Origin of the sequence: Pseudomonas sp. B21-041, from assembly GCF_024748675.1 — a bacterium.
Lineage (GTDB): Bacteria > Pseudomonadota > Gammaproteobacteria > Pseudomonadales > Pseudomonadaceae > Aquipseudomonas > Aquipseudomonas neuropathica.
The window spans coordinates 3,529,463-3,550,288 of sequence record NZ_CP087175.1; the positions used below are offsets into that span (position 1 = coordinate 3,529,463).

Below are 20,826 nucleotides of genomic sequence, written 5' to 3' on the forward strand. Positions count from 1 at the left end.
GGGCGACTTTAATCGCCCCACTCTCACGGGATCATTTGAATTCGACAGGGAAACCGATGGCGGGCGACGGCAGATCAATACCGAACCATTGTTTGAACGAGGCGGCGTAGGTCGGGAATTCAACGCCGGTCATCGCTTCATGCAGTGCGGTGTTAACGAAGTTCAGCCAATCCTGATCGCCTCGTTTGACTGCGCACGCGTAAGTCTGTGGGCTCCACGCATAGGTCGGGCTGCGGTAGCGGCCAGGATTCTGCACCATCAGGTATTTGACCGAGGACTGGTCAGTGGCGGCGGCATCGGCGCGGCCGGAGTTCACGGCCTGGTACATCAGGTCGACGCTGTCGTACTGATCGACCTTGGCTTTTGGCAATGCTTGATGCACCAGCTCTTCGGCGTAGACGTTTTGCAGCACCGCCACGGTGACGCTGTCGCCGGCGGCTTGCAGGTCTTCGATTTCCTTGTACTTGCTGTTGTTCGGCAGCAGCAGGCCGACGCCTTCGCGGTAGTACGGCAGCGTGAACGCCACTTGCTGCGCACGGCTGGCGGTGACGGTGATGAACTGGCAGCTCATGTCGACTTTGTCGGTGAGCAGATTGGGAATTCGCGCATCGGACGACTGCACGACGAATTCGACCTTGCTCGGGTCGTTGAACAGACCTTTGGCCACCATCCTGGCGATGTCGATATCAAACCCCTGCAACTTGCCGTCCGCGCCCTGAAAGTGCCACGGCGCATTGGTGCTGCCAGTGCCGACAATCAACTTGCCACGGGCCAGAACACTGTCGAGCTTGCTGTCGGCTGCCTGGGCCATACCCATGACAGCGGACGAAGCCGCAAGAACAAGAACACACGCTTTGAACAACGAAGGACGGCGATGCATGGCAAGCACTCCAGAATTGTGTTTATTCCGTTATAACGGAACACGGTTTGTTACTACGGAATAGACAGCAGAAAGTGTGCCATAGCTTTGGCAATAAAACCCAGGTCTTCGGAAACATTAATCGGTTCAACAAGTTAGCCCGAGGATCTGCGCGCGACTATTGCCAGTAGAGGTTTGACCATTGCTACTGAGGGCAACAAATTGGGAAGTAACGTCACATTCAAGGGCATGTGCGCGACCAATTGATGCACACATAGAGCAATGAATCGGACTTGAAAAATGGACTGAGCACAGGTAACCGTTCATCGGATTTGCGGCTCGACCTGTCAGAGTTGACAGTTGTTGACCGGTGAATTGATAGGCCTACTGGTTTGGACCGAACGGGTCAGGAATCGAATTCAAAATCTCAATAAGGACTTTTGAAATGGCCAATCTGATTGAAAATGGTGATTTTGCGAATCAAGGCGATCACTGGACCGCAACCAATCCAACAAACGTCAGTTATGTGAATGGTCACTGCATTATCGCCACACCTGACTCCATCAGTCAGGACGTTAAGCTGGGTAACGAAGGTGGCGGGCTATTTATGGTGTTTGCAAGAATGAAAACACTACGTGGTTATGCTGGCCGCATCACTGTTCAGCCCATTCCGACAGGAGATCCGGTTTACCTTGAGGTCGGCGGGCAACAGCAGGAATGGACACTCAAATGGCAAATCTTCACTGCGCCGCTTGCGACTCTCGCGTTCAAAGTCACAGCTGAATCCAATGATGGCACATTTGATCAACTCGGCTCTTACTTCGGCGATATCACGCTATCCAAGTTGCTCTGAGCCAACGCTATTAAAAGCGAGCGTTCTTTCACATCGTGACAGCTCGCTTTTTACCGTGAACGCACCAGCGCTGTATTCCGAGAGGAGTTTCAATGAACTCGACAATCCCTTTCGCAACCTTGCCGGCCACCTATCAAAAAACACTGAAAACCTGGCGTCCGGTCATCCTGTATTTCGCCAACGAACATTGCCCCGCCTGCGAATGGGCCGGGCCGATTTTTCGCCAGACGGCCGAGCCATACCGGCATCGCGCCAATATCTACATGCTCAATACCCGCGAGTCCCCGCGCCATCCGCTGGTCACCGGCACGCCCACCGTGCTGTTTTACAAGAACGGTAGACTGGTGAAAAAACTCAAAGGCATCGGCACCGAAGAAACCCTCGCACGGGATTTCGCCGAACATATCGGCAAGACCAAAGCGCCCGCAGCTCCGCATAAACGCTTGCATGATCTGTCTTGGCTGCGTCAGACACTTCGCACTTTGCGCACCGTTGCACGTGCGCGCTTGCGGAGTCAGTGCTGAACAGGCTGTAGGTTCCGAAGCACGTATTTCAACGCTTGGCAGCCTCTGTATATATTTGGCTTCGCTCTCGCTTGCCTACGGCTATCACCGTGACAACCAACACTTCATCCTTGACGCGATACACCAAGCGATATCCGGCGCTTCGCAGCTTTATTTTGTATGCGTTACCCAGGCCTTTTAGCCGATCCGCCGGTACATGTGGATTAAGCAGCCGCTCCGCTAGTTTTTTCTTGAACTGATCTCGTAGACCTGCGCCCAGCTTCTCCCATTCTTTCCAGGCCTTTTCAGAAAACTCCAGCTCATAGGTCATCTATTGAGACCTTGATGGTGGGGTCGTTTTCTCGCTCCTTGCAAAGCGCGATCAACTCCAGATCATCAAGACGCGTCATCATTGCCTCGTACTCTTTGGCAGGTACGCAATAAAACGCTGGTTCATTTCGGTTGAGAATCGCTACAGAGCGTCCACCTCCTGCAGCTACGGTGCCCATCGGATTTTTTTTCAATTCGGAAATACTCGCTACTACGTGAGAAAGAACGATGTGTGCCATTAAGGTGCTCCCTGAAGTACTTTTAACAGCACCTAAAATAGCACCCCTGAAGTTCTTAACTTCGATCCATTTGACGATACCACGTGATTTCCAACGACGTTTCTGCGTTGTCCGTCAGATATTTCTCGCACTTGGGTGGGAACAGGAAGGATCGCTACACTTTTCATCAGTGATACTGCGGTGCCTGAACCCAAGCATTCGCGAGCAGGCTCGCTCCCACATTTGAAACGCGTTCCAGTGTGGGAGCGAGCCTGCTCGCGAAGTGGCCAGTACAGTCGCCGGAGAACTCGAGTGTTACGCGGCAGCACGCACCAACAACACCCGCGTCACCCGCCGTTCTTCCACCGCTTTGACCGTCATCTGCCAGCCCTCCAGCTCCAGACGGTCACCGATCACCGGCAATCGATCCAGCAGGCTCATCACCAATCCGGCCATGGTCTGATAATCCTCGGTCGGCTGCGCACCAAACCCGGTACGTTGTCGCACTCGCGCCAGGTTCAACGCACCACTGACGATAAACCCGCCCTGCTCCTCGACCACGTCCGGGCCTTCGATTTCGCTGGCGTCCGGCAGCTCACCGGCAATCGACTCAAGGATGTCGGTCATGGTCAACACGCCGACAAAATCACCGAATTCGTTGACCACAAAAGCAATGTGCGTCGACGCAGCGCGCATCTGCTCCAGCGCGTTGAGGATCGAATAACTGTCGAGCAGATTGATGGTCTTGCGCGCCAAATGCTCCAGATTCGGTTCGGTGCCGGCCAGATATTCCTTGAGCAGTTCCTTCTTGTGCACGAAGCCCAACGGCTCATCCACCGCACCGTTGCGAATCAATGGCAGACGCGAATAGGACGAGTGCATCAAGCGGGTACGAATCGCCTCGCGGTCATCGGCCAGATCAAGGGTGTCGACATCGGCACGCACGGTCATCAGCCCACGAATCGGACGTTCCGCCAGTTGCAGTACGCCGCTGATCATCACCCGCTCGCGACGATCGAACAGTTCCGCGCTTGGCGCGTCACCGTCGTCAAGCAGGTCAGAGATCTCCTCGCCAACCTCTTCCGCCGCCAGTTTGCGTCCGCCCAGCAGGCGCATGACCGCGTGAGCCGTACGCTCGCGTATCGGCCGCAAACCCTGCATCGAACGCTTGCGGCGAGCCCGGGCGATCTGGTTGAACACCTCGATCAGAATCGAGAAACCGATGGCGGCGTACAGATAACCTTTCGGAATGTGGAAGCCCAGACCTTCGGCCGTCAGGGCAAAACCGATCATCATCAGGAAGCCCAGACACAGCATGATCACCGTCGGGTGCGCGTTGACGAAGCGCGTCAGCGGCTTGCTGGCGACAATCATCAAGCCGATCGAGATGATCACCGCGATCATCATCACCGCCAACTCATCGACCATGCCGACGGCGGTGATCACCGCATCGAGGGAGAACACTGCATCGAGCACCACAATCTGCGCAACGATCGGCCAGAACAAGGCATAAGCGGCGTTGGTCGTGCGCTCACCGATGTGGCCTTCAAGGCGCTCGTGCAATTCCATGGTGGCCTTGAACAGCAGGAACACACCACCGAACAACATGATCAGGTCGCGACCAGAGAAACTCTTGTCGAACACCTCGAACAATGGCTGCGTGAGGGTGACCAGCCAGGAAATACTCGCCAACAGGCCAAGGCGCATGATCAGCGCCAGCGACAGGCCAATAATCCGCGCGCGGTCACGCTGATGCGGTGGCAGCTTGTCTGCCAGAATTGCAATGAACACCAGGTTGTCGATACCCAGCACCAGTTCCAGCACGATCAAAGTCAACAAGCCTAACCAGGCCGTGGGATCCGCTAACCATTCCATAAAACGTCTCTATCTCTCTCGATGAATTCAGGCTGCCGGACACGGCAAAGCGCAACGCGAAGGCTTTAGGGCCGCGTTAGCAACGATAGTCGGATGTCGGAAAACCGGATGCTGCGAGTGCGTCAAGACCGCGCCATGGCGCGAGGGGAAGGTGCGACTGGGAGGCTCCGAGAGGGTGTTCATGCAAATCCTGAATGAAAAATGGCCTTGGAGCGTACAGGCTTTGGGAACATTTCCTACAGCGGCAAATCATTTCAAAATCTGTAATCCACACCGAAACCCACTGTAGGAGCTGCCGAAGGTTCGGGCCGCGATCGGACGATCCTTTGATCATGTTTTCTAATTCGAAAGTCAAAAGATCGCAGCCTTCGGCAGCTCCTACAGTACGGTGTCAGCGTCCGGCAAAACGCAGCCGGGACAACTGCCGCAAATCCCCTTCGATGTAATAGTCATTCGTCCAACGGTCATCCACCGCCAACGGACTCACTTGCTTCAACGCCAGTTTTTTCGCGAAATAGCGAAAGCGGTAATGCTCATAAAACCGCAGCAGCTCCAGCCCGTAACGATCCGCCAGATCGGTGTCGCCACGAATGATCAGGTAGTTTTCGTCGTTGCCATTGCTCGCTGAAGCGCTGAGGTTGTGGCTGCCGCTGATGATCGTTGGTGTGTCCGTGGTGAAGTCGGTGACCACGGCTTTGGTGTGCACCAGCAGATTGCCTTTCTGGCCTTTCATGTTCTCGCGCAGCCAGCCTTCCAGCCCGGTGTTGAGCAATGCGGTGGCGGCGAATTCGGCGCTGCGGTCGGCGTGAAAACCGGTGATTCGGCTGGCAGTGTTCTGCAGGCCATAACGCAAAATGTCGTCGTGGGGCTGGCCGAGTAACGCGTTAAGAATCGCGTCCGGCAGCGAGAACGCGGTGACGAACAGCACGTCTTTTTTCGCCGCGCTGATGATCTGCACGAACGCCTGCAGATCGGCCCCGCCGGTGCGCGGCGAGAACCCGGCGAACAAAGGTTGCTGCGGATTCATCGGGTTGTGTTCGGTAATCCAGTCACGGGTAACGCCGATATCATCCGGCTGCGCCCAGATCTGCTCGAACGTCTGCAGATAACTGGCGGCAATCGATGCATCGTCCAGCACATGCACCACGTTGGCCTGACGATAAACTCCGTTGGCGGTGAAATTGGTGCTGCCACATAAAACCGCTTCAGGCTGATGAGTGCCGCTGGCATCAACGCGGCTGAGGACCATGAATTTGTTGTGAAAGATATTGTGGGTCACTCGCCCGCGTTTGCTCGCGGGAGGCAGTGCCGCCAGGCTCGCTTCGTTGATCGTGGTGTCTTCATCATCGGGCCGGGCGTGATACAGCACCCGCACCTTTACGCCACGCATGAACGCCGCGTTCACCGCATCGACGATTGCCTGCAACTGATACTCGTAAATCGCGATATCCAGCGCCCACTGACCATCGACCGCACGCTCGATAAACCCGAGCAATCGTGTGAGCAAGCCGTTTTCCAACCATTGCCGCGGCGCATCGGGCCAGGCTTCGATGGGCATGTTTTTGTTGGCGCTGATCTGCGCGTCGAGATCGGGAAACTTGCGCTGGAATGCCTGACTGGCGGCGACCGCACGGTTGAATATCACGCTTTGATTGCTCGGGTGACCGTCATCGGAGGTCAAAGTCAGTTCCAACGACTCTCCCAACTGCACGGCATCCGCGGTGCCGTAGGCCAGATGCACGCGATAGTGAAGGGTCATGCCCGGATTGACCGCGTAATCGGCCCAGCGAAATTTCTGCAGCGGGGCTTTATCGCTTGGGGTGGCGTGGAACTGGGGGAAGGTATGCGCCTTGCCAGGGAAGGTCAGGCTGTTGAACAGGAACAACCAGGGTTTGGCGCCCTGCTGCTTTTCGATGGCGAAACCCAACAGGCCTTTGCGCCGGGATTCGGCCAGATCCATGGCCAGCAGCACGCCGTTGGTGCCGGCGTAGGCCTTTACACGGAAATCGTTCTGAGGGTTTTTGACCACAACGCGCATCGCTCACTCCTTGTGATTGGGGCTGGGTGCAGCATAGAGCAGTGATGCGGGTTTTGAGTGTTCGGCTCTAGACCGGGTCGATGCAATCGCGAGCAGGCTCACTCCTACATTTGGAATGCGTTCCCCTGTAGGAGTGAGCCTGCTCGCGATGAGGCCCGACCAGACACAGAAAGTATCAGAGGGAAATCAGTTCATCGATATGTCGATACTGCGCATCCAGCGCCGTCGCCAAATCCTTGGCCCGGCCCAACCGGATCGGCCCACGCTCGATATCGATCAGCAACCCCGGACACCCCAGCGCCGGTAATCCCGCCCACTGTTTCAGACGCCCATCGGTCACCACCAGCAAGCGTTGCTGCTCGGCAGGAAAGCGCTTGCGCCGCACTGTCAGCCACTGCCCGGCCTGCTCCAGCGCCGCCAGCAACGGCGTGCCACCGCCTGCACCCAAAGCTTCCAGCCACACCCGCAAGCCGCTGGACGCCTTCAATCCCTGCACCTGCCATTTCGGCACCGAGCCACTGGCCGTCAACAATGCGAGTCGCGCCCGTTGCCGGTAAGCATCATCGAACAACTGCGCGAGCAAACCTTTGGCATCGCTCAAGGCCTGATGGCGGCGGGTCGAGGCGGAGGCATCGACGATCACCAGCCACAATTCATGCGGTGAGCGCGTGCGCAGTTGGAACAGCAGATCTTCGCGCGTTCGAGGCCGCCCGTTGAGTAACGAACCCGGCCAATTCACCGTACCGCTGCGCGCCTTATGGCGCTTGCCTTGGCGTCCGTTGTCCAGCCGACCGGTGCGGGGTCTGGCATTCGCCCCCGCGTCGGATCGGGGGCGAATGCCTAAAGCTTTTTTGGCCAGCTCGGCACTTCACGGCGGGTGCCGGTGGCGAGCGCAGGCGCCGGCATGTCGCCCCACTGGCCCTGCCCTTCACTCGGTGATGCCTGAGTCGTGGCCGGCGACTGGGCCGGTTGCGGCGGATTCGATGGCGCTTGCTCACGGCGCCGATGGCGCAGGGCAAACTCGGCGACAGCGTCGATATCCTCTGCGTCAATCACCTCAGCTCCGCGCCACGCTGCGTGGGCACGTGCGGCGCGCAACCAGACCAGGTCGGCACGCAGACCATCAACCCCGGCGGCGAAACAACGCTCGGTGATCTGCGCCAGTGCGGCATCATCCAGCGGAATATCGGCCAGGGCACGACGAGCGTTTTCGCAACGCGCACGCAAGGCTTGCTGCTCGGCTTGCCACTGTGCGCAGAACGCTTGCGGGTCGCTGTCGAAATCCAGTCGCCGACGGATGATCTGTCCGCGTTCGGTCGGTGCCGTGTGGCCACTGAGGGCGACGTTCAGGCCAAAGCGGTCGAGCAGTTGCGGACGCAACTCGCCCTCTTCCGGGTTCATCGTGCCGATCAGCACGAACTTCGCCGAATGCCGATGGGAAATGCCGTCGCGCTCGATCAGATTGGTGCCGCTGGCGGCAACGTCGAGCAGCAGATCGACGAGGTGATCGGGCAGCAGATTGACTTCATCGACGTAGAGTACGCCGCCGTCAGCCTTGGCCAGCACACCTGGTGAGAATTGTGCGCGGCCCTCGCTGAGGGCAGCGTCAAGGTCGAGGGTACCGACCAGACGTTCTTCGGTGGCGCCCAGCGGCAAGGTGACGAATTGACCGCTGGCGAGCAGATCGGCCAGGCCCCGGGCCAGGGTGGATTTGGCCATGCCGCGCGGGCCTTCGATCAGCACGCCGCCGATTTTCGGGTCGATGGCGGTGAGGCACAGGGCGAGCTTGAGGTCATCGGCGCCGACCACGGCGGAGAGCGGGAAATGCGGGGTGTCGGTCATTTGGGTTTTCTCTGTCGTGGTCTTGGGTGTGCTTGAGTGTTGTGGTGTGTCAGTCGGGGTGGCCCTCACCCTAGCCCTCACCCAGGGGGAGAGGGAACTGATTGCGGTGTTCTTGCAAGTTGCGCCGACCTGAATTATCGAGTTGAACTCAGGCTCCAAAGCCAACACAAATCGGCTCCCTTACCCCCTTACTCCCTTGGGGAGAGGGAACTGACCTAGGTGTTCTTTCGAATTCCGTCGACCTGATACGTCGGGCCGAACTCAGACTTCGACAGCAACGCAAATCGGCTCCCTCTCCCTCCGGGAGAGGGCTGGGGTGAGGGTAGCTTTTGGCCGGTTACATATCTTCCTCAATATCCAGCAGCAGATTCTCCAGCGCTCCCTTATAAGCCCCAGGCTCCTGCCACATCCCCCGCTGCTGTGCCTCAAGCATCCGCTCGGTCATGTCCCGCAGCGCATGCGGATTGTGCTCGCGAACAAATTCCCGCGTTGCCGGATCCAGCAGATAAGCATCGGCCAGCAAAGCGTACTGGTGATCATCGATCAACTGCGTCGTCGCATCGAACGCGAACAGGTTATCAACCGTCGCGGCCATTTCGAACGCGCCTTTATAGCCGTGGCGCTTGACCCCGTCGATCCATTTCGGATTGACCGCTCGTGAGCGAATCACCCGGTTCAGCTCTTCTTTCAAGGTGCGAATCTTCGGCAGATCCGGTTGACTGTGATCGCCGTGATAACTCGCCGCCGCTTCGCCACGCAAGCTTTCCACGGCAGCGAGCATGCCGCCCTGGAACTGGTAGTAATCATTGGAATCGAGCAGGTCGTGCTCGCGGTTGTCCTGATTCTGCAGCACCGCTTGTACCTGACTCAGGCGTTGAACGAACTGCTCTCGCGCAGCGGTGCCCTCATCAGCACCACCATAGGCGTACGCGCCCCAGTTCAGATAAACCTCAGCAAGATCTTCACGGCTCTGCCACAAGCGACCGTCGATGGCGCCCTGCACGCCTGCGCCGTACGCGCCGGGTTTGGCGCCGAAGATCCGCCATCCGGCCTGACGCCGCGCGGTGTCCTCATCGAGGCCCGATTGCCGCAGCGCCTCGCGCTCGGCACGCACTTTCGCGGCCAGCGGGTTGAGGTCGTCCGGCTCGTCCAGCGCTGCCACTGCTTGCACGGCGGCGTCGAACAGGCGAATCAGATTGGCGAAGGCATCCCGAAAAAACCCGGAAACTCGCAGCGTGACATCGACGCGCGGACGATCAAGCAGGCTCAGCGGCAGAATCTCGAAATCATCAACGCGCTGACTGCCAGTGGCCCACACCGGACGCACGCCCATCAGTGCCATGGCCTGGGCGATGTCGTCGCCACCAGTGCGCATGGTCGCGGTGCCCCACACGGATAATCCGAGCTGGCGCAGGTGATCGCCGTGGTCTTGCAGGTGCCGTTCCAGAATCAACGTCGCCGACTGGAAACCGATGCGCCACGCGGTGGTGGTCGGCAGGTTGCGCACGTCGACCGAGTAGAAGTTACGGCCGGTGGGCAGCACGTCAAGGCGACCACGGCTGGGTGCACCGCTGGGGCCGGCGGGGACGAAGCGACCGCTGAGGGCGTCGAGCAGGCCGCGCATTTCGGCGGGGCCGCAAGCATCGAGGCGTGGGGCGACGACTTCGCGCAGATGGTCAAGGATTGCACTGACCTCCACCCAACGCGGTCCTTGTAGGAGTGAGCCTGCTCGCGATAGCGGTGTGTCAGTGGACTCAATGTTGGCTGACACACCGCCATCGCGAGCAGGCTTGCTCCCACAAGGGATTTGCAGGGACTCGGAGATCAACGCAGTGGCAAACAGTTCGAGGCGTTCGCGGGTGTCGCCGGCGGTGCGCCAGACTTCGTCGCCGATCGATTGCAATTGATCGGGGTGCGGGCCAGTCCAAGGGTCGGCCAGCGCGCAATCGAGCGGGTCGAAACCCAGTTCGAACGCTTTGGCCAATGCCCGCAATAAACTCGACTGCGCGCCTTTGCCATCGCCACGCGGTATACGCAGCAAAGCCAACAACGTATCAATGCGCAAACGCCCGCTCGGCGATTCACCAAAAATGTGCAAGCCATCGCGAATCTGCGATTCCTTCAGATCACACAAATAGGTATCGAGACGTGGCAGCCAGATCGCCGCATCCGCATCGCTGTCCAGCGCGGCATCGAGTTGCAGTTCGCGGTCGATCTGCGTCTCGCGGACCAATAGCAGAATGTCGCGCTGCAGTTCACGGGCGCGGCGCGGATCAAGCAGCTGCGCTTCGTAATACTCGTCGGCCAGCAGCTCCAGATTGCGCAACGGGCCGTAGGTTTCGGCGCGGGTCAGCGGCGGCATCAGGTGATCGATAATCACCGCTTGCGTGCGCCGTTTGGCCTGCGCGCCCTCTCCCGGATCGTTAACGATAAACGGATAGATATTTGGCAGCGGCCCGAGCAACGCATCCGGCCAGCAGTTCTCCGAAAGACCGACGCCTTTGCCCGGCAGCCATTCGAGGTTGCCGTGTTTGCCAACGTGGATCACGCCGTGGGCGCCGTAGGTGTTGCGCAACCAGAAATAGAACGCCAGATAAGCGTGCGGCGGCACCAGATCGGGGTCGTGATAGACCGCGCTCGGATCGACCTGATAACCGCGCGCCGGCTGAATACCGACGAAGGTCAGGCCGAAGCGCAGACCGGCGATCATCATCCTCCCGTCGCGGCACATCGGGTCGTTTTGCGGCGTGCCCCAGCGTTCGATCACAGCGCTGCGATTAGCCTCGGGCAGCGCGTTGAACATCGTCAGATAAGCGTCCATGGCCAGGCTTTGCTGGCACGGACGCAGATCAATGGTGTCGAGATCGTTGCTGACGCCACCGAGCAATTGCTCGATCAACTCGGTGCCGCTATTCGGCAGTTCAGCGGTGAGCGGATATCCCTCAGCCTGCAATGCACGCAGGATGTTCAGCGCCGCCGCCGGCGTGTCGAGACCGACACCGTTGCCGATGCGCCCATCACGGGTCGGATAGTTGGCGAGGATCAATGCGATGCGTTTTTCGCCATTCGGCACCCGCGCCAGATCAATCCAGCGCCGCGCCAGTTCAGCGACAAAATCCATGCGCTCGGGCTGCGCGCGATAGCAGACGACATCGGACTGACTGCGCTCACTGCGCCAGGCCAGATCCTTGAAGCTGATCGGTCGGCTGATGATGCGTCCGTCGAGTTCCGGCAAGGCAATATGCATCGCCAGATCGCGCGGGCCGAGGCCCTGCTCGCTGTCACGCCAGCCGGGCTCGTTGTCCTGCGCGCAGATCGCCTGGATCACCGGAATGTTGCGGCGAAACGGCCGCAAGTGCGGGGCCTCAGGGCTGGATTGGGCGAACCCGGTGGTGTTGAGAATCACCCCGGCCTCAACCTCGTCCAGCCAGTCCTCGACCACCGTCAGGCAGCCGGGTTCTTTCAGACTGGCCACCGCGATCGGCAGCGGATTCAGCCCCGCCGCTTGCAAGCGCTGGCAGAACACATCGATGAACGCGGTGTTCGCCGCTTGTAAATGCGAGCGGTAAAACAACACCGCCGCGACCGGGCGTGCAGGCAGCCAATCGGCTTGCCAGTCACTCAGTGCGGCGCTGGTTTTATTCGGGTGGTAAATCGCCGTGCGCGGCAGCGCCTGCGGTTCTTCCCAGACGTAATCGCGAGCCAGCCAACGGTTGGCGAGGCAGCGGAAAAAGTCCAGCGCATTGCCCAGGCCGCCCTGGCGCAGGAATTGCCAGAGGCGATCACGATCCACAGCGTTGACGGTGCTCAGGTCGCTGAGTTCCGGATCAGGACGGTCATCGCCCGGCACCAGAATCACCTGCACACCGCGCTCGGACAGTTCGATCAGACGCTCGACGCCGTAGCGCCAATAGGCGATGCCGCCGTGCAGCGAGATCAGGATCACCTTGGCGTGGCGCAGCACTTCGTCGACGTACAGATCGACCGAAGCATGGTTCTGCACCTGCATCGGGTTGGCCAGACGCAGGCTCGGGTAATCTTCCGGCAACTGCTGCGCGGCTTCGGCGAGCAGCGCGAGACTGGAGTCGCCGCTGCACAGGATCACCAGCTCGGCGGGGGTTTGGCCAAGGTCGGCAATGTTGTCATCCGAGACGAAACCGCCGGGCTGAGTCCTGAGCAGGTGCATGGCTTAAACGCTGAGCGCAGCGCGCAGTTGCGCTTCGAGTTGCGCGGCGTCGAGCGCCTGACCAATCAACACCAGTCGCGTGACGCGCGCTTCATCAGCGCCCCACTGACGGTCGAAATGCTTGTCAAAACGCGTACCCACGCCTTGGATCAGCAGACGCATTGGCTTGTTCGGAATGGCGGCGAAACCTTTGACGCGCAGGATGCCGTGCTTGACCACCAGTTGCGTCAGGGCGTCGAGCAGCAGGCTTTCGTCGGCTTGTGGCAGTTCGATGGAGATCGAATCGAAGGCGTCGTGATCGTGGTCATCGTGGTCGTCATCGCCTTCACCGTGGTGGTGATCATGATGGCTGTGGCGGCTGTCGATGTGCTCCTCGGAACCGGCGCCGAGGCCGATCAGCACGTCCAGCGGCAGACGGCCGTTGCTGGCTTCGATGATTTTCACCGCTGGCGGCAGTTCTTCGGCGACTTCAGCGCGGACACGAGCGAGATCTTCCGGGCTGGTCTGGTCGGCCTTGTTGAGGATCACCAGGTCGGCGCTGGCCAGTTGATCGGCGAACAGTTCGTGCAGTGGCGATTCGTGGTCGAGGTTCGGGTCGAGTTTGCGCTGGGCATCAACCTGATCCGGGAACGCGGCGAAAGTGCCGGCGGCGACGGCCGGGCTGTCGACCACGGTGATCACCGCATCAACGGTGCAGGCGCTGCGGATTTCCGGCCACTGGAAGGCTTGTACCAGCGGTTTTGGCAGGGCCAGGCCCGAGGTTTCGATAAGGATATGGTCGAGATCGCCGCGACGGGCAACCAGTTCGCGCATCACCGGGAAGAACTCTTCCTGAACGGTGCAGCACAGGCAGCCGTTGGCCAGCTCGTAAACGCGGCCGGTGGCTTCTTCTTCGGTGCAACCGATGGTGCATTGCTTGAGGATTTCACCGTCAATGCCCAACTCGCCAAACTCGTTGACGATCACCGCGATACGACGGCCCTGAGCGTTGTCGAGCATGTGGCGCAGCAGCGTGGTCTTGCCCGAGCCGAGGAAGCCGGTGACGATGGTGACGGGGAGTTTGGCCAGTGTTTTCATCGGTATGCCCTTTGGCAAGCGGCGGGCATACGGGACGAGAACCGGCAACGCGCGTGCGTGCCTGGAGAGTTCGCCACCGGATCACCCCGCCCGGTTGTAGTGAGAATCTGTGACGAGGCAGGTCTCCTGGCTGACGGCGTTCAGGCGCTCGGCCTGGCGTTGGCTGCGCCTTCCCGCGGGCTCATAAGTTGAGCTGGCAGTGGCATGGCAGCGAACATCACCGTTCACAGTTGCGGGGGCAGCCGCGGCATTGACCGCGTTCCCTTCTTAGCTCCGACATACGCCGGAGAACCTCGAATGCGCAAGGCTACGCATGCACGGCAGGCGGGTCAACGCCTGGATCATTGTGGTTATAAGGGCAGCAACTTTTTCATCTAATGATCGCGAACACTTCTCACTTAAAAAGTAGTTGTAAGTTATGTCTTACATGCCCTATCCGTTACATAAAAAAACTACCACCGCGTTAAACCCTGAAATAGAGCGGCTGCGCGCATTCGATTACATATCTTTACAAAAACCAAATTGATAAATCAATACAAGATATGAACGATGAGTTCGCACAAGGACTATGAGTCTCTCAAGAAAGGATTTCTTGCATGGCTGATTATTATCAGTATTTGATCCTGCCTGTTTCTTTCCTGCACCCATGGGTATCCACAACATGAGTGCCGGTAACGCGTTACGGCTTTCAAGTGATGCCGGACTAAAGGAACTTTCCGAACTACTGCGCAATTGCCACTATGCGCACAGTGTTCACTATCCAGCATTGGATGTTGCGCTGCTGGGACGCGAAGCATGCCGGGCATTCAATGCGACCTGGGATCATTTGCATACCGATGCGTATCTCAGCGCAGAGAACGGTCTTCGCGAACGACGCATCTGCAAGTTCCAGTATCGCCAACAGGAACGCCAATGGACGGCGCTGCAAGACTGCCACTTTTTTCAAGCCGAGACCGACAACCCGCTGTTGGGCGGAGTGCAGCGCACCTACACCCGCTGCGAGGCGACGTTCATTGACTCCCCGATTCTGCAGACACTGCTGGCCGCCGACCTGGCACTGCTGGACATGGCGCTGGGCCCGCGCGACTGGCTCGTGACCTGCCATCAGTTCCGTATCCTCTGCGATCAAGGCAATGCTGGCCAGGCCACCCCTGAGGGCCGACATCGCGACGGGCACGATTTTGTCTTTCAACACCTGATTCAACGTCAGCATGTCATCGGTGGCGAAAGCCGGATATTTGATGAAGAAGGTGGCCAAGTATTCAGTGCAACTTTGACTGACTATCTGGAAACCGTCGTCTTGAATGACCGAATACTTCTGCATGAAGTTTCCCCACTGCAAACATCGAGCATTAATTCGGATCGCGGCAGTCGCGATATGTTGATTATCGACTTCGACCTGGCGGACTACTAATGAATCATTCGACTCATGCACTTTCAGTCAGTACCCCCCTCGCGCATAACTTCATCATTGAACAGTTTCAACAGGCGTGCGCACGAAGAACTTCCACACTATCGCTGACCGCTAATGAAAACATATTGTCCGAGACTGCACGCACGCTAGGACAGAATCGCCATTACGAGCGTTACTTGTTCAATGCACAGGCCATTGACGGTCAATGCTATGCCGCCGAATTCAATGGTATGCAGGTCGAACACTTCCCCGAAGTCGAAACATTAAAGGCTTTGGCGACCCAAGCCGTGCAGGCAATGTTTAACGCGCCGTTCGTCGAATACCGCGTGCTCTCCGGCGTGCACTGCACGCTGAGCGTGCTGGCCGCCCTGACCGAGCCGGGCGACTGCGTATTATCACTGGCGCCCGAAAGCGGCGGGCATTTCGCAACCGGGCCTCTGGTGCAGAAGATGGGCCGGCACAGCGTCTTTTTGAAACTGACGGCTGACGGACAAATTGATCTCGGGGATGTTGATCGGCAACTCCAGGCGTGCGGTGTACAACCGGCAGCCGTACTGCTCGACCATGGTCTGACCACACGGGCAATCGCCCTTAAACCACTGCGCGCGCTGCTGAACCGCCGGGGCTTTGAGCGGACACTGATCATCTACGATGCGTCGCACACTCTGGGCCTCATCGCCGGGAAGGCCTTTCCCAACCCGCTTGACGAGGGGGCGGATATTCTTCAAGGCAACACCCACAAATCCCTGGCAGGTCCGCACCGGGCACTGATCGTCTGCCGGCGTGCCGATCTGGCCCAGCGGATCGAGCAAACGCTCAGCGGTGCGCTGGTGTCCTCGCCCAATCTGCCCGGTCTGCTGCAACTGTTCGTCAGCCTGCTGGAAACCCAGCGCTACGGCCAGGCCTACGCTCAACGCATGTGCGCCAATACTCGCCAGTTGCACGACGCACTCGCCGACCTGCCGGGCTGGACGCTGCACCCCTCCGACACGCACCTGCTGTTGCTCGAAGGCGAACTGGCCCGGCAAGCGGCGCAGCAGCTCAATGAACTGGGGATCCGGATCAACAATAAACAGATCAATGGCCGCGACTGCCTGCGCTTCGGTCTGCAGGAAATTACTCGTCTGGGCATCAGCAGCGAAGACCTGGATGCCTTGGCGCACATCATTCGCAATGTCTTGAGCGGTGGCGCCAACGGCGTGGACCGGATTCGTCTGGCTCACATTTGCCAGCGCCTGAACCGGGTCCACTACAGCTTCGATCAGGAGGTTGACTAATGAGTGCAGCGGCCTGCCTGATCATCGGCAATATTCGTGACGGAGAATACGAGGGCCTGATTGCCGAGGGCATCACCCCTTTGCTGATTGCCGATAGTCGCAAAACCAGCAAGATCGCCGATGCGAAACAGATCTCGCCGGTGGCGCTGTACGACTTTTCCAGAGGGCTGACCCCGGATCTGATCCAGCTGACGCAACAGTTGCTGGACGAGCACGACTTCACCAGTGTCCTGAATTTCCGTGAAGGCTATGTCGCGATCACGGGGCGGCTGTGTGCGGCGCTGCCGGCGCTGGCCCACCTGCACCGTAACGTGGAAAACACGCTGGACAAGGTGCTGCAACGCCAATGCTTCGAACAGTCGCGTAACCTGGATCTGCACGTGGTCTCTCGCCAGGTTCGTATCGACGACCTGCTGGCGCGCCCGGGCGAGCTGCCCTACCCGTTCATCCTGAAACCAGCGAACCTTTACAGCAGCCTGTTCGTACGCTGCATCGACGATCAGCAGGATCTGCTCGACTACGCCCGTCATGAATGGCCGGCGCTGCAGCGCTATGTGGCGGGCAAAAGCCGCGAAACCGATCAACTGCTGCTGGAGGAATTTCTCCAGGGTTCCAACCATTCCATCGATTGCACGATTGCCGCCGACGGCACGATCAGCAGTTTTCCGATCGTCGATGTGATTGCCGGCGTCGATATCGATCGCGGCGACTTTCACCATTTCGCCCGCTACACGCCGTCGCTGCTGGAGCCCGACGCAGCGCTGAAGGAGCGTTGCCATCGTCTGGCCCATGACGCCGTGAAAGCGTTAGCGCTCAAAGGCACGTTTGCCCATGTCGAGTTCATTCTCACCCCCCGCGGGCCAAGAGTTCTCGAAGTCGGCGCACGCCCCGGCGGCAGCCGGATTCATGTGATTCGTCAAGCCTGGGGGCTGGCGCTGGATGTCTGCTACCACCGCGCGCTGTCCGCCGAGCCTCTGCCCAGCGCCAGCGAAGCGCCGGATGCGTTCGGCATCGCCACCCCCTTCGCCCGCACAGACCGGCTCTATGACGGACTGCACGGCGCCGACCGGATCTGCCGCTTGCCAGGTTTCCAGCGTTGGTACGCCTACGTCACTCCGGGCGAAGCCATCGGGCCGGTCAGCAACGGTTTTCAGAACTACCTGTACATCGAGTTCAGGCAACCCGACACCGCCCGCCTGCGACAATCCTTGCTCGCCGTCAGCGACATTGATGTCTATGGCGAGCAGCCCACGGCGGCGAACACCAAACACATTCTGCTCATCGGCGGGCGTGATTCGGGACTGGATTGGGATACTGCGCGGCAGTTTCGATTTACTCTCGTCCAGCAACCCGGCGAGTTATCTGACTATCAGCGCGAGCGCGCAACGCTAGTGCTGACGCCTGACATCGCCGATCTGCCGGCCTACAGCACGATGGTAGAACGGCTGCACCGGCAATCACCATTCGATGCCGTGGTTTCGTTTTCGGAACTGGGCCTGCTGCCCGCGTCACGCTTGGGCGAACGTCTGGGCATCGTCCACAACAACCTGCGCAGTGTGGAAGTCAGTCGCGACAAACTGCTGTTTCGCCAATTGCTCAAAGGCAGTCGCTACGAGTTGCCCACTGCCGCTATCAACCATGGTGCCGAGGCTCGCGCTTTCGTGCTGCGCCATGGCCCGGCCATCGTCAAACCCGTCAACGGTTCGGGCAGTCAGGGCGTCTATGCCATAGACAGGCCCGAGGATGTCGAACACCTCTCGCTGGAGGGAAACAATCTGATCGAGGCCTTCGCCAGCGGCGACGAATACAGCGTTGAATCCCTCAGCCTGGATGGCCAGCACCGGATTCTCGGCATCACGCGCAAATACACCAGCGGTGCCCCGGTTATGTCGAAACCGGGCATGACTTTCCTGCCGGGCTCGACGAGAAAACCGCCGCGCAGATCGAAGAAGCGGTGCTGTGGCTGCTCGGGCGAATGGGCAACCGCTGGGGCCCGGCCCACACGGAAATCAAGCTGGACGGTTCACGCCTGCAATTCATCGAAACCCAGACCCGCTTCGGCGGTGACCAGATCTGGGAAATGGTCTGGAAAACCACGGGGGTGCATTTGGCAGCCAGCACCATCGCCGCGATGGCCGGCACGTCACTGCCAACGCCCGAGAAAACCTACGCCAAAATGGCGATCCGCTACATCGAGGCGGCCCCGACCGCCGATCCGCAACAGCTCCAGGCACGCCTGCTGCAACACCCGTTTGCATTACGCGTGAACCTCAACCCCGACAAGTTCGGCCAGAGCATCAGCCGTTCCGCAGACCGCCACGGCTACACGCTGCTGGGCTGCAGCGACGCCGACGACCCGGCGGACTTCAACGCCGCGATCACCCACCCAGAGTTCACTACGCAAGGACCAGCGCAATGACCCGTAAAGACCCGCTATATCACATCGAAGGCCCGATCAGCGCTCACTTCCCGATGATCTCCTTTTCCACCAATGTCTACGACAACCCTGCAGACATCCTGGGTTCGATCACCGATCTGGCCAGACATTTCCAAGCGGTCGAGTTCGAGATCGGCGAAGACGCCGAAAAAACCTTCTGGTCGTTGACCGCCGAAGACCGGTCTGAGCTTGCCGGGAAAATCCGCAGCTTCGCCGAACACAATGGCATCACGCTGACCGTCCACGCCGGATGGTGGGGTCGCCAGTACAACCTGTGTTCCCCGGATTTGACTGAACGTGCCCAAGCGGTGGACTGCCTGAGTGCCGCCGTGGAGTTTTCCCACGAGGCCGGCGCCACCAGCGTCACTTTTCATCCCGGCTACAAAGATCAACTGGAAAACGGCGAACTGCTGGACAACCTGATAGTAGCGATCAACGAGGTGACCAAGCGCTGCAACACCGATGGCATCGCCCTGTGCCTGGAGAACATGGGCGGTCAGCGGCCGAAATTCCCGGTCTTCACCGTCGAGGAACACCTGCGCTTTCACAAGGAGACCGGGTGCTTCGTGACCATCGACGTGACGCATCTGTGCTCACTGCTGCCGTATGGTGAAAGCCTGTTCAAAGCCATTGCCGATCTGGCGCCGGTTACCCGGCATCTGCACATTGCCGACCTCAACAACACCCACCATCAACATCTGCCGATTGGCGAAGGCAACTTGCGCCTGAGCGATGTGCTCAATCGCTTCGCGGTCAACGGCTATCGGGGTGTGGCCGTGGTGGAAGAGTTCATTCCGCGCTTCTCCACCGAGTACTACCTGGAAAAAGCCCTGGCCTATAAGAACGGCGTAGAGCAATTGCTGGCCGGCTCGCGGCACAGCACTCATGCTGGTTGAGTCGAACCTGGCAAAACCGGCGTCGCGCAGCGAGATCGCGACCGGTATCCGCGATGCGCTACCGTTCGTCTTCTCTCTGCTGCTGACCTTCACCCTGATCGGCATGCTCGGGCGCCGCCATGGTCTGGATCTTCCGGCCATGGTGGTTTTCAGCGGTACGGTAATGGCCTCGCCGTTGCAACTGACGCTGCTGGAAACCCCCGCGCACCTGCTTAACGCCTTTGGCGTGCTGGTCTCGGCGCTGAGTATCAACTTGCGTTTTCTGGTCTTCACACTGAGCCTGAAATCCAGCCTCCAGGGCCCGGTCAAAGCGTTCGTCCCCGCCCTGGCGGTGATGGCAAATGCGGCTTTCACGTTGATGTCGATCCGCAAGGATCAGCAACCGATCAGCCGCCCGTATGCCAACACCGTGTGCTTTCTGCTGTACGCCGCCGCCCTGCTTGGCACCGTGGTCGGGTATTGCTTCGCCAGCGTGGCCGACAACGCAGTGATGGATCACGTCAGTGTGGTGATCGCGATTTTCATCAGCGCTTCGCTTGGCAAGATGGCCCGCGACCGTCACAGCTTCCATGCGCAATGGATTGCCGGCCTGGCCACCGCCGCGAGCTTGCTGTGGCTGGGCGAGGTCAGCTTGCTGCTGGTGCTAGCCATCACCGTTCTGACGAGCTATGTCTATGATTGAACCTGGTACTTTCTGGCTGTACGTACTGATTTGCGCGCTGGTTTCGATCGTCTGCCGCTTGCTGCCGCTGGCCGTCGATGTCGAACGGCTTTCGGCAACTGCCCGCGCTTTCATCGATCGTCTGGGAAAATACACATCGGTGGCGATGCTCGTCAGCCTGCTGGCGGTCTCACTCTATCCTTTGGCCAGCCAGCACCTGGCGGCCATGCCATGGATCCTGCCGGTGGCGTTGGCGTGGCTGCTGAGCCTGACGCGAATCAAATCCTATTATGCGTTCCTGATGGCGCTGGGGGTGTACGTCCTGCTGATCATGCGCTAGGCGCCGATTGACTCAAATCC

The 20,826-nt window shown here is 59.3% G+C and carries 18 protein-coding genes and 1 riboswitch; of the genes, 9 read left to right on the forward strand and 9 right to left on the reverse strand.

The window, feature by feature from the left end; translation table 11 throughout:
* Positions 1–31 precede the first annotated feature (31 nt).
* Positions 32–880, reverse strand: coding sequence for a transporter substrate-binding domain-containing protein (locus LOY43_RS15685; RefSeq protein ID WP_258708333.1), 849 nt, complete (start codon positions 878–880; stop codon positions 32–34).
* Positions 881–1,304: 424 nt separating this feature from the next.
* Here LOY43_RS15685 and LOY43_RS15690 point away from each other — a divergent pair, with 424 nt between their 5' ends.
* Together LOY43_RS15690 and LOY43_RS15695 are read left to right on the forward strand one after the other, a co-directional pair.
* Positions 1,305–1,712: a hypothetical protein gene (locus tag LOY43_RS15690; protein WP_258708334.1), complete on the forward strand. Its 408-nt coding sequence runs from the start codon at positions 1,305–1,307 to the stop codon at positions 1,710–1,712.
* Positions 1,713–1,804: 92 nt separating this feature from the next.
* A complete protein-coding gene (locus tag LOY43_RS15695) occupies positions 1,805–2,236 on the forward strand; it encodes a co-chaperone YbbN (protein WP_258708335.1) in 432 nt (143 codons plus the stop codon).
* A gap of 28 nt (positions 2,237–2,264) precedes the next feature.
* Here LOY43_RS15695 and LOY43_RS15700 read toward each other — a convergent pair whose 3' ends face one another.
* The 8 genes from LOY43_RS15700 to cobW all read right to left on the reverse strand — a co-directional run bounded on the left by LOY43_RS15700 (position 2,265) and on the right by cobW (position 13,781).
* Positions 2,265–2,546, reverse strand: a complete 282-nt coding sequence (locus LOY43_RS15700; RefSeq protein WP_150692275.1) for a type II toxin-antitoxin system RelE/ParE family toxin — start codon at positions 2,544–2,546, stop codon at positions 2,265–2,267.
* Complete coding sequence (locus tag LOY43_RS15705) at positions 2,536–2,784, reverse strand: type II toxin-antitoxin system Phd/YefM family antitoxin (protein ID WP_038368375.1); 249 nt, start codon at positions 2,782–2,784, stop codon at positions 2,536–2,538. The genes LOY43_RS15700 and LOY43_RS15705 overlap by 11 nt, the downstream gene beginning before the upstream one ends.
* Before the next feature lie 294 nt (positions 2,785–3,078).
* Complete coding sequence (locus LOY43_RS15710) at positions 3,079–4,638, reverse strand: TerC family protein (protein WP_258708336.1); 1,560 nt, start codon at positions 4,636–4,638, stop codon at positions 3,079–3,081.
* Between the two features lie 391 nt (positions 4,639–5,029).
* Complete coding sequence (locus LOY43_RS15715) at positions 5,030–6,676, reverse strand: phospholipase D-like domain-containing protein (protein ID WP_258708337.1); 1,647 nt, start codon at positions 6,674–6,676, stop codon at positions 5,030–5,032.
* A 175-nt stretch (positions 6,677–6,851) separates the two neighbouring features.
* Positions 6,852–7,463 carry a vWA domain-containing protein gene (locus LOY43_RS15720; protein WP_408980844.1) on the reverse strand — a complete coding sequence of 204 codons (612 nt, stop codon included), beginning with the start codon at positions 7,461–7,463 and terminating at the stop codon, positions 6,852–6,854.
* A gap of 53 nt (positions 7,464–7,516) precedes the next feature.
* Positions 7,517–8,518 (reverse strand): ATP-binding protein, encoded by a 1,002-nt coding sequence (locus LOY43_RS15725; protein WP_258708338.1) that lies wholly within the window; start codon positions 8,516–8,518, stop codon positions 7,517–7,519.
* Positions 8,519–8,855: 337 nt separating this feature from the next.
* Entirely contained in the window at positions 8,856–12,704 is a 3,849-nt protein-coding gene (cobN, locus tag LOY43_RS15730) for a cobaltochelatase subunit CobN (protein WP_258708339.1), read from the reverse strand.
* A gap of 3 nt (positions 12,705–12,707) precedes the next feature.
* Positions 12,708–13,781 (reverse strand): cobalamin biosynthesis protein CobW, encoded by a 1,074-nt coding sequence (cobW, locus tag LOY43_RS15735; RefSeq protein WP_095126368.1) that lies wholly within the window; start codon positions 13,779–13,781, stop codon positions 12,708–12,710.
* 98 nt (positions 13,782–13,879) lie between these two features.
* Positions 13,880–14,092: riboswitch (cobalamin riboswitch) on the reverse strand.
* 350 nt (positions 14,093–14,442) lie between these two features.
* Between cobW and LOY43_RS15740 the strand changes: the two genes are divergently transcribed.
* Genes LOY43_RS15740 through LOY43_RS15770 form a run of 7 tightly spaced genes read left to right on the forward strand, consistent with a single transcriptional unit; the run spans position 14,443 to position 20,806 of the window.
* Positions 14,443–15,195 carry a 2OG-Fe dioxygenase family protein gene (locus LOY43_RS15740; protein WP_176471339.1) on the forward strand — a complete coding sequence of 251 codons (753 nt, stop codon included), beginning with the start codon at positions 14,443–14,445 and terminating at the stop codon, positions 15,193–15,195.
* Positions 15,195–16,472, forward strand: coding sequence for a hypothetical protein (locus LOY43_RS15745; RefSeq protein ID WP_095047823.1), 1,278 nt, complete (start codon positions 15,195–15,197; stop codon positions 16,470–16,472). Before LOY43_RS15740 ends, LOY43_RS15745 begins: the two co-directional genes overlap by 1 nt.
* Positions 16,472–18,739, forward strand: coding sequence for an ATP-grasp domain-containing protein (locus tag LOY43_RS15750; protein WP_258708340.1), 2,268 nt, complete (start codon positions 16,472–16,474; stop codon positions 18,737–18,739). Before LOY43_RS15745 ends, LOY43_RS15750 begins: the two co-directional genes overlap by 1 nt.
* Complete coding sequence (locus tag LOY43_RS15755; RefSeq protein ID WP_258708341.1) at positions 18,736–18,891, forward strand: hypothetical protein; 156 nt, start codon at positions 18,736–18,738, stop codon at positions 18,889–18,891. The genes LOY43_RS15750 and LOY43_RS15755 overlap by 4 nt, the downstream gene beginning before the upstream one ends.
* Positions 18,888–19,805 (forward strand): sugar phosphate isomerase/epimerase family protein, encoded by a 918-nt coding sequence (locus tag LOY43_RS15760; RefSeq protein WP_095047825.1) that lies wholly within the window; start codon positions 18,888–18,890, stop codon positions 19,803–19,805. Before LOY43_RS15755 ends, LOY43_RS15760 begins: the two co-directional genes overlap by 4 nt.
* On the forward strand, positions 19,795–20,487 hold the full coding sequence (locus tag LOY43_RS15765; protein WP_093430896.1) for an AzlC family ABC transporter permease: 693 nt from the start codon (positions 19,795–19,797) through the stop codon (positions 20,485–20,487). Before LOY43_RS15760 ends, LOY43_RS15765 begins: the two co-directional genes overlap by 11 nt.
* Entirely contained in the window at positions 20,480–20,806 is a 327-nt protein-coding gene (locus tag LOY43_RS15770; protein ID WP_093430893.1) for a hypothetical protein, read from the forward strand. Before LOY43_RS15765 ends, LOY43_RS15770 begins: the two co-directional genes overlap by 8 nt.
* Positions 20,807–20,826: the final 20 nt, after the last annotated feature.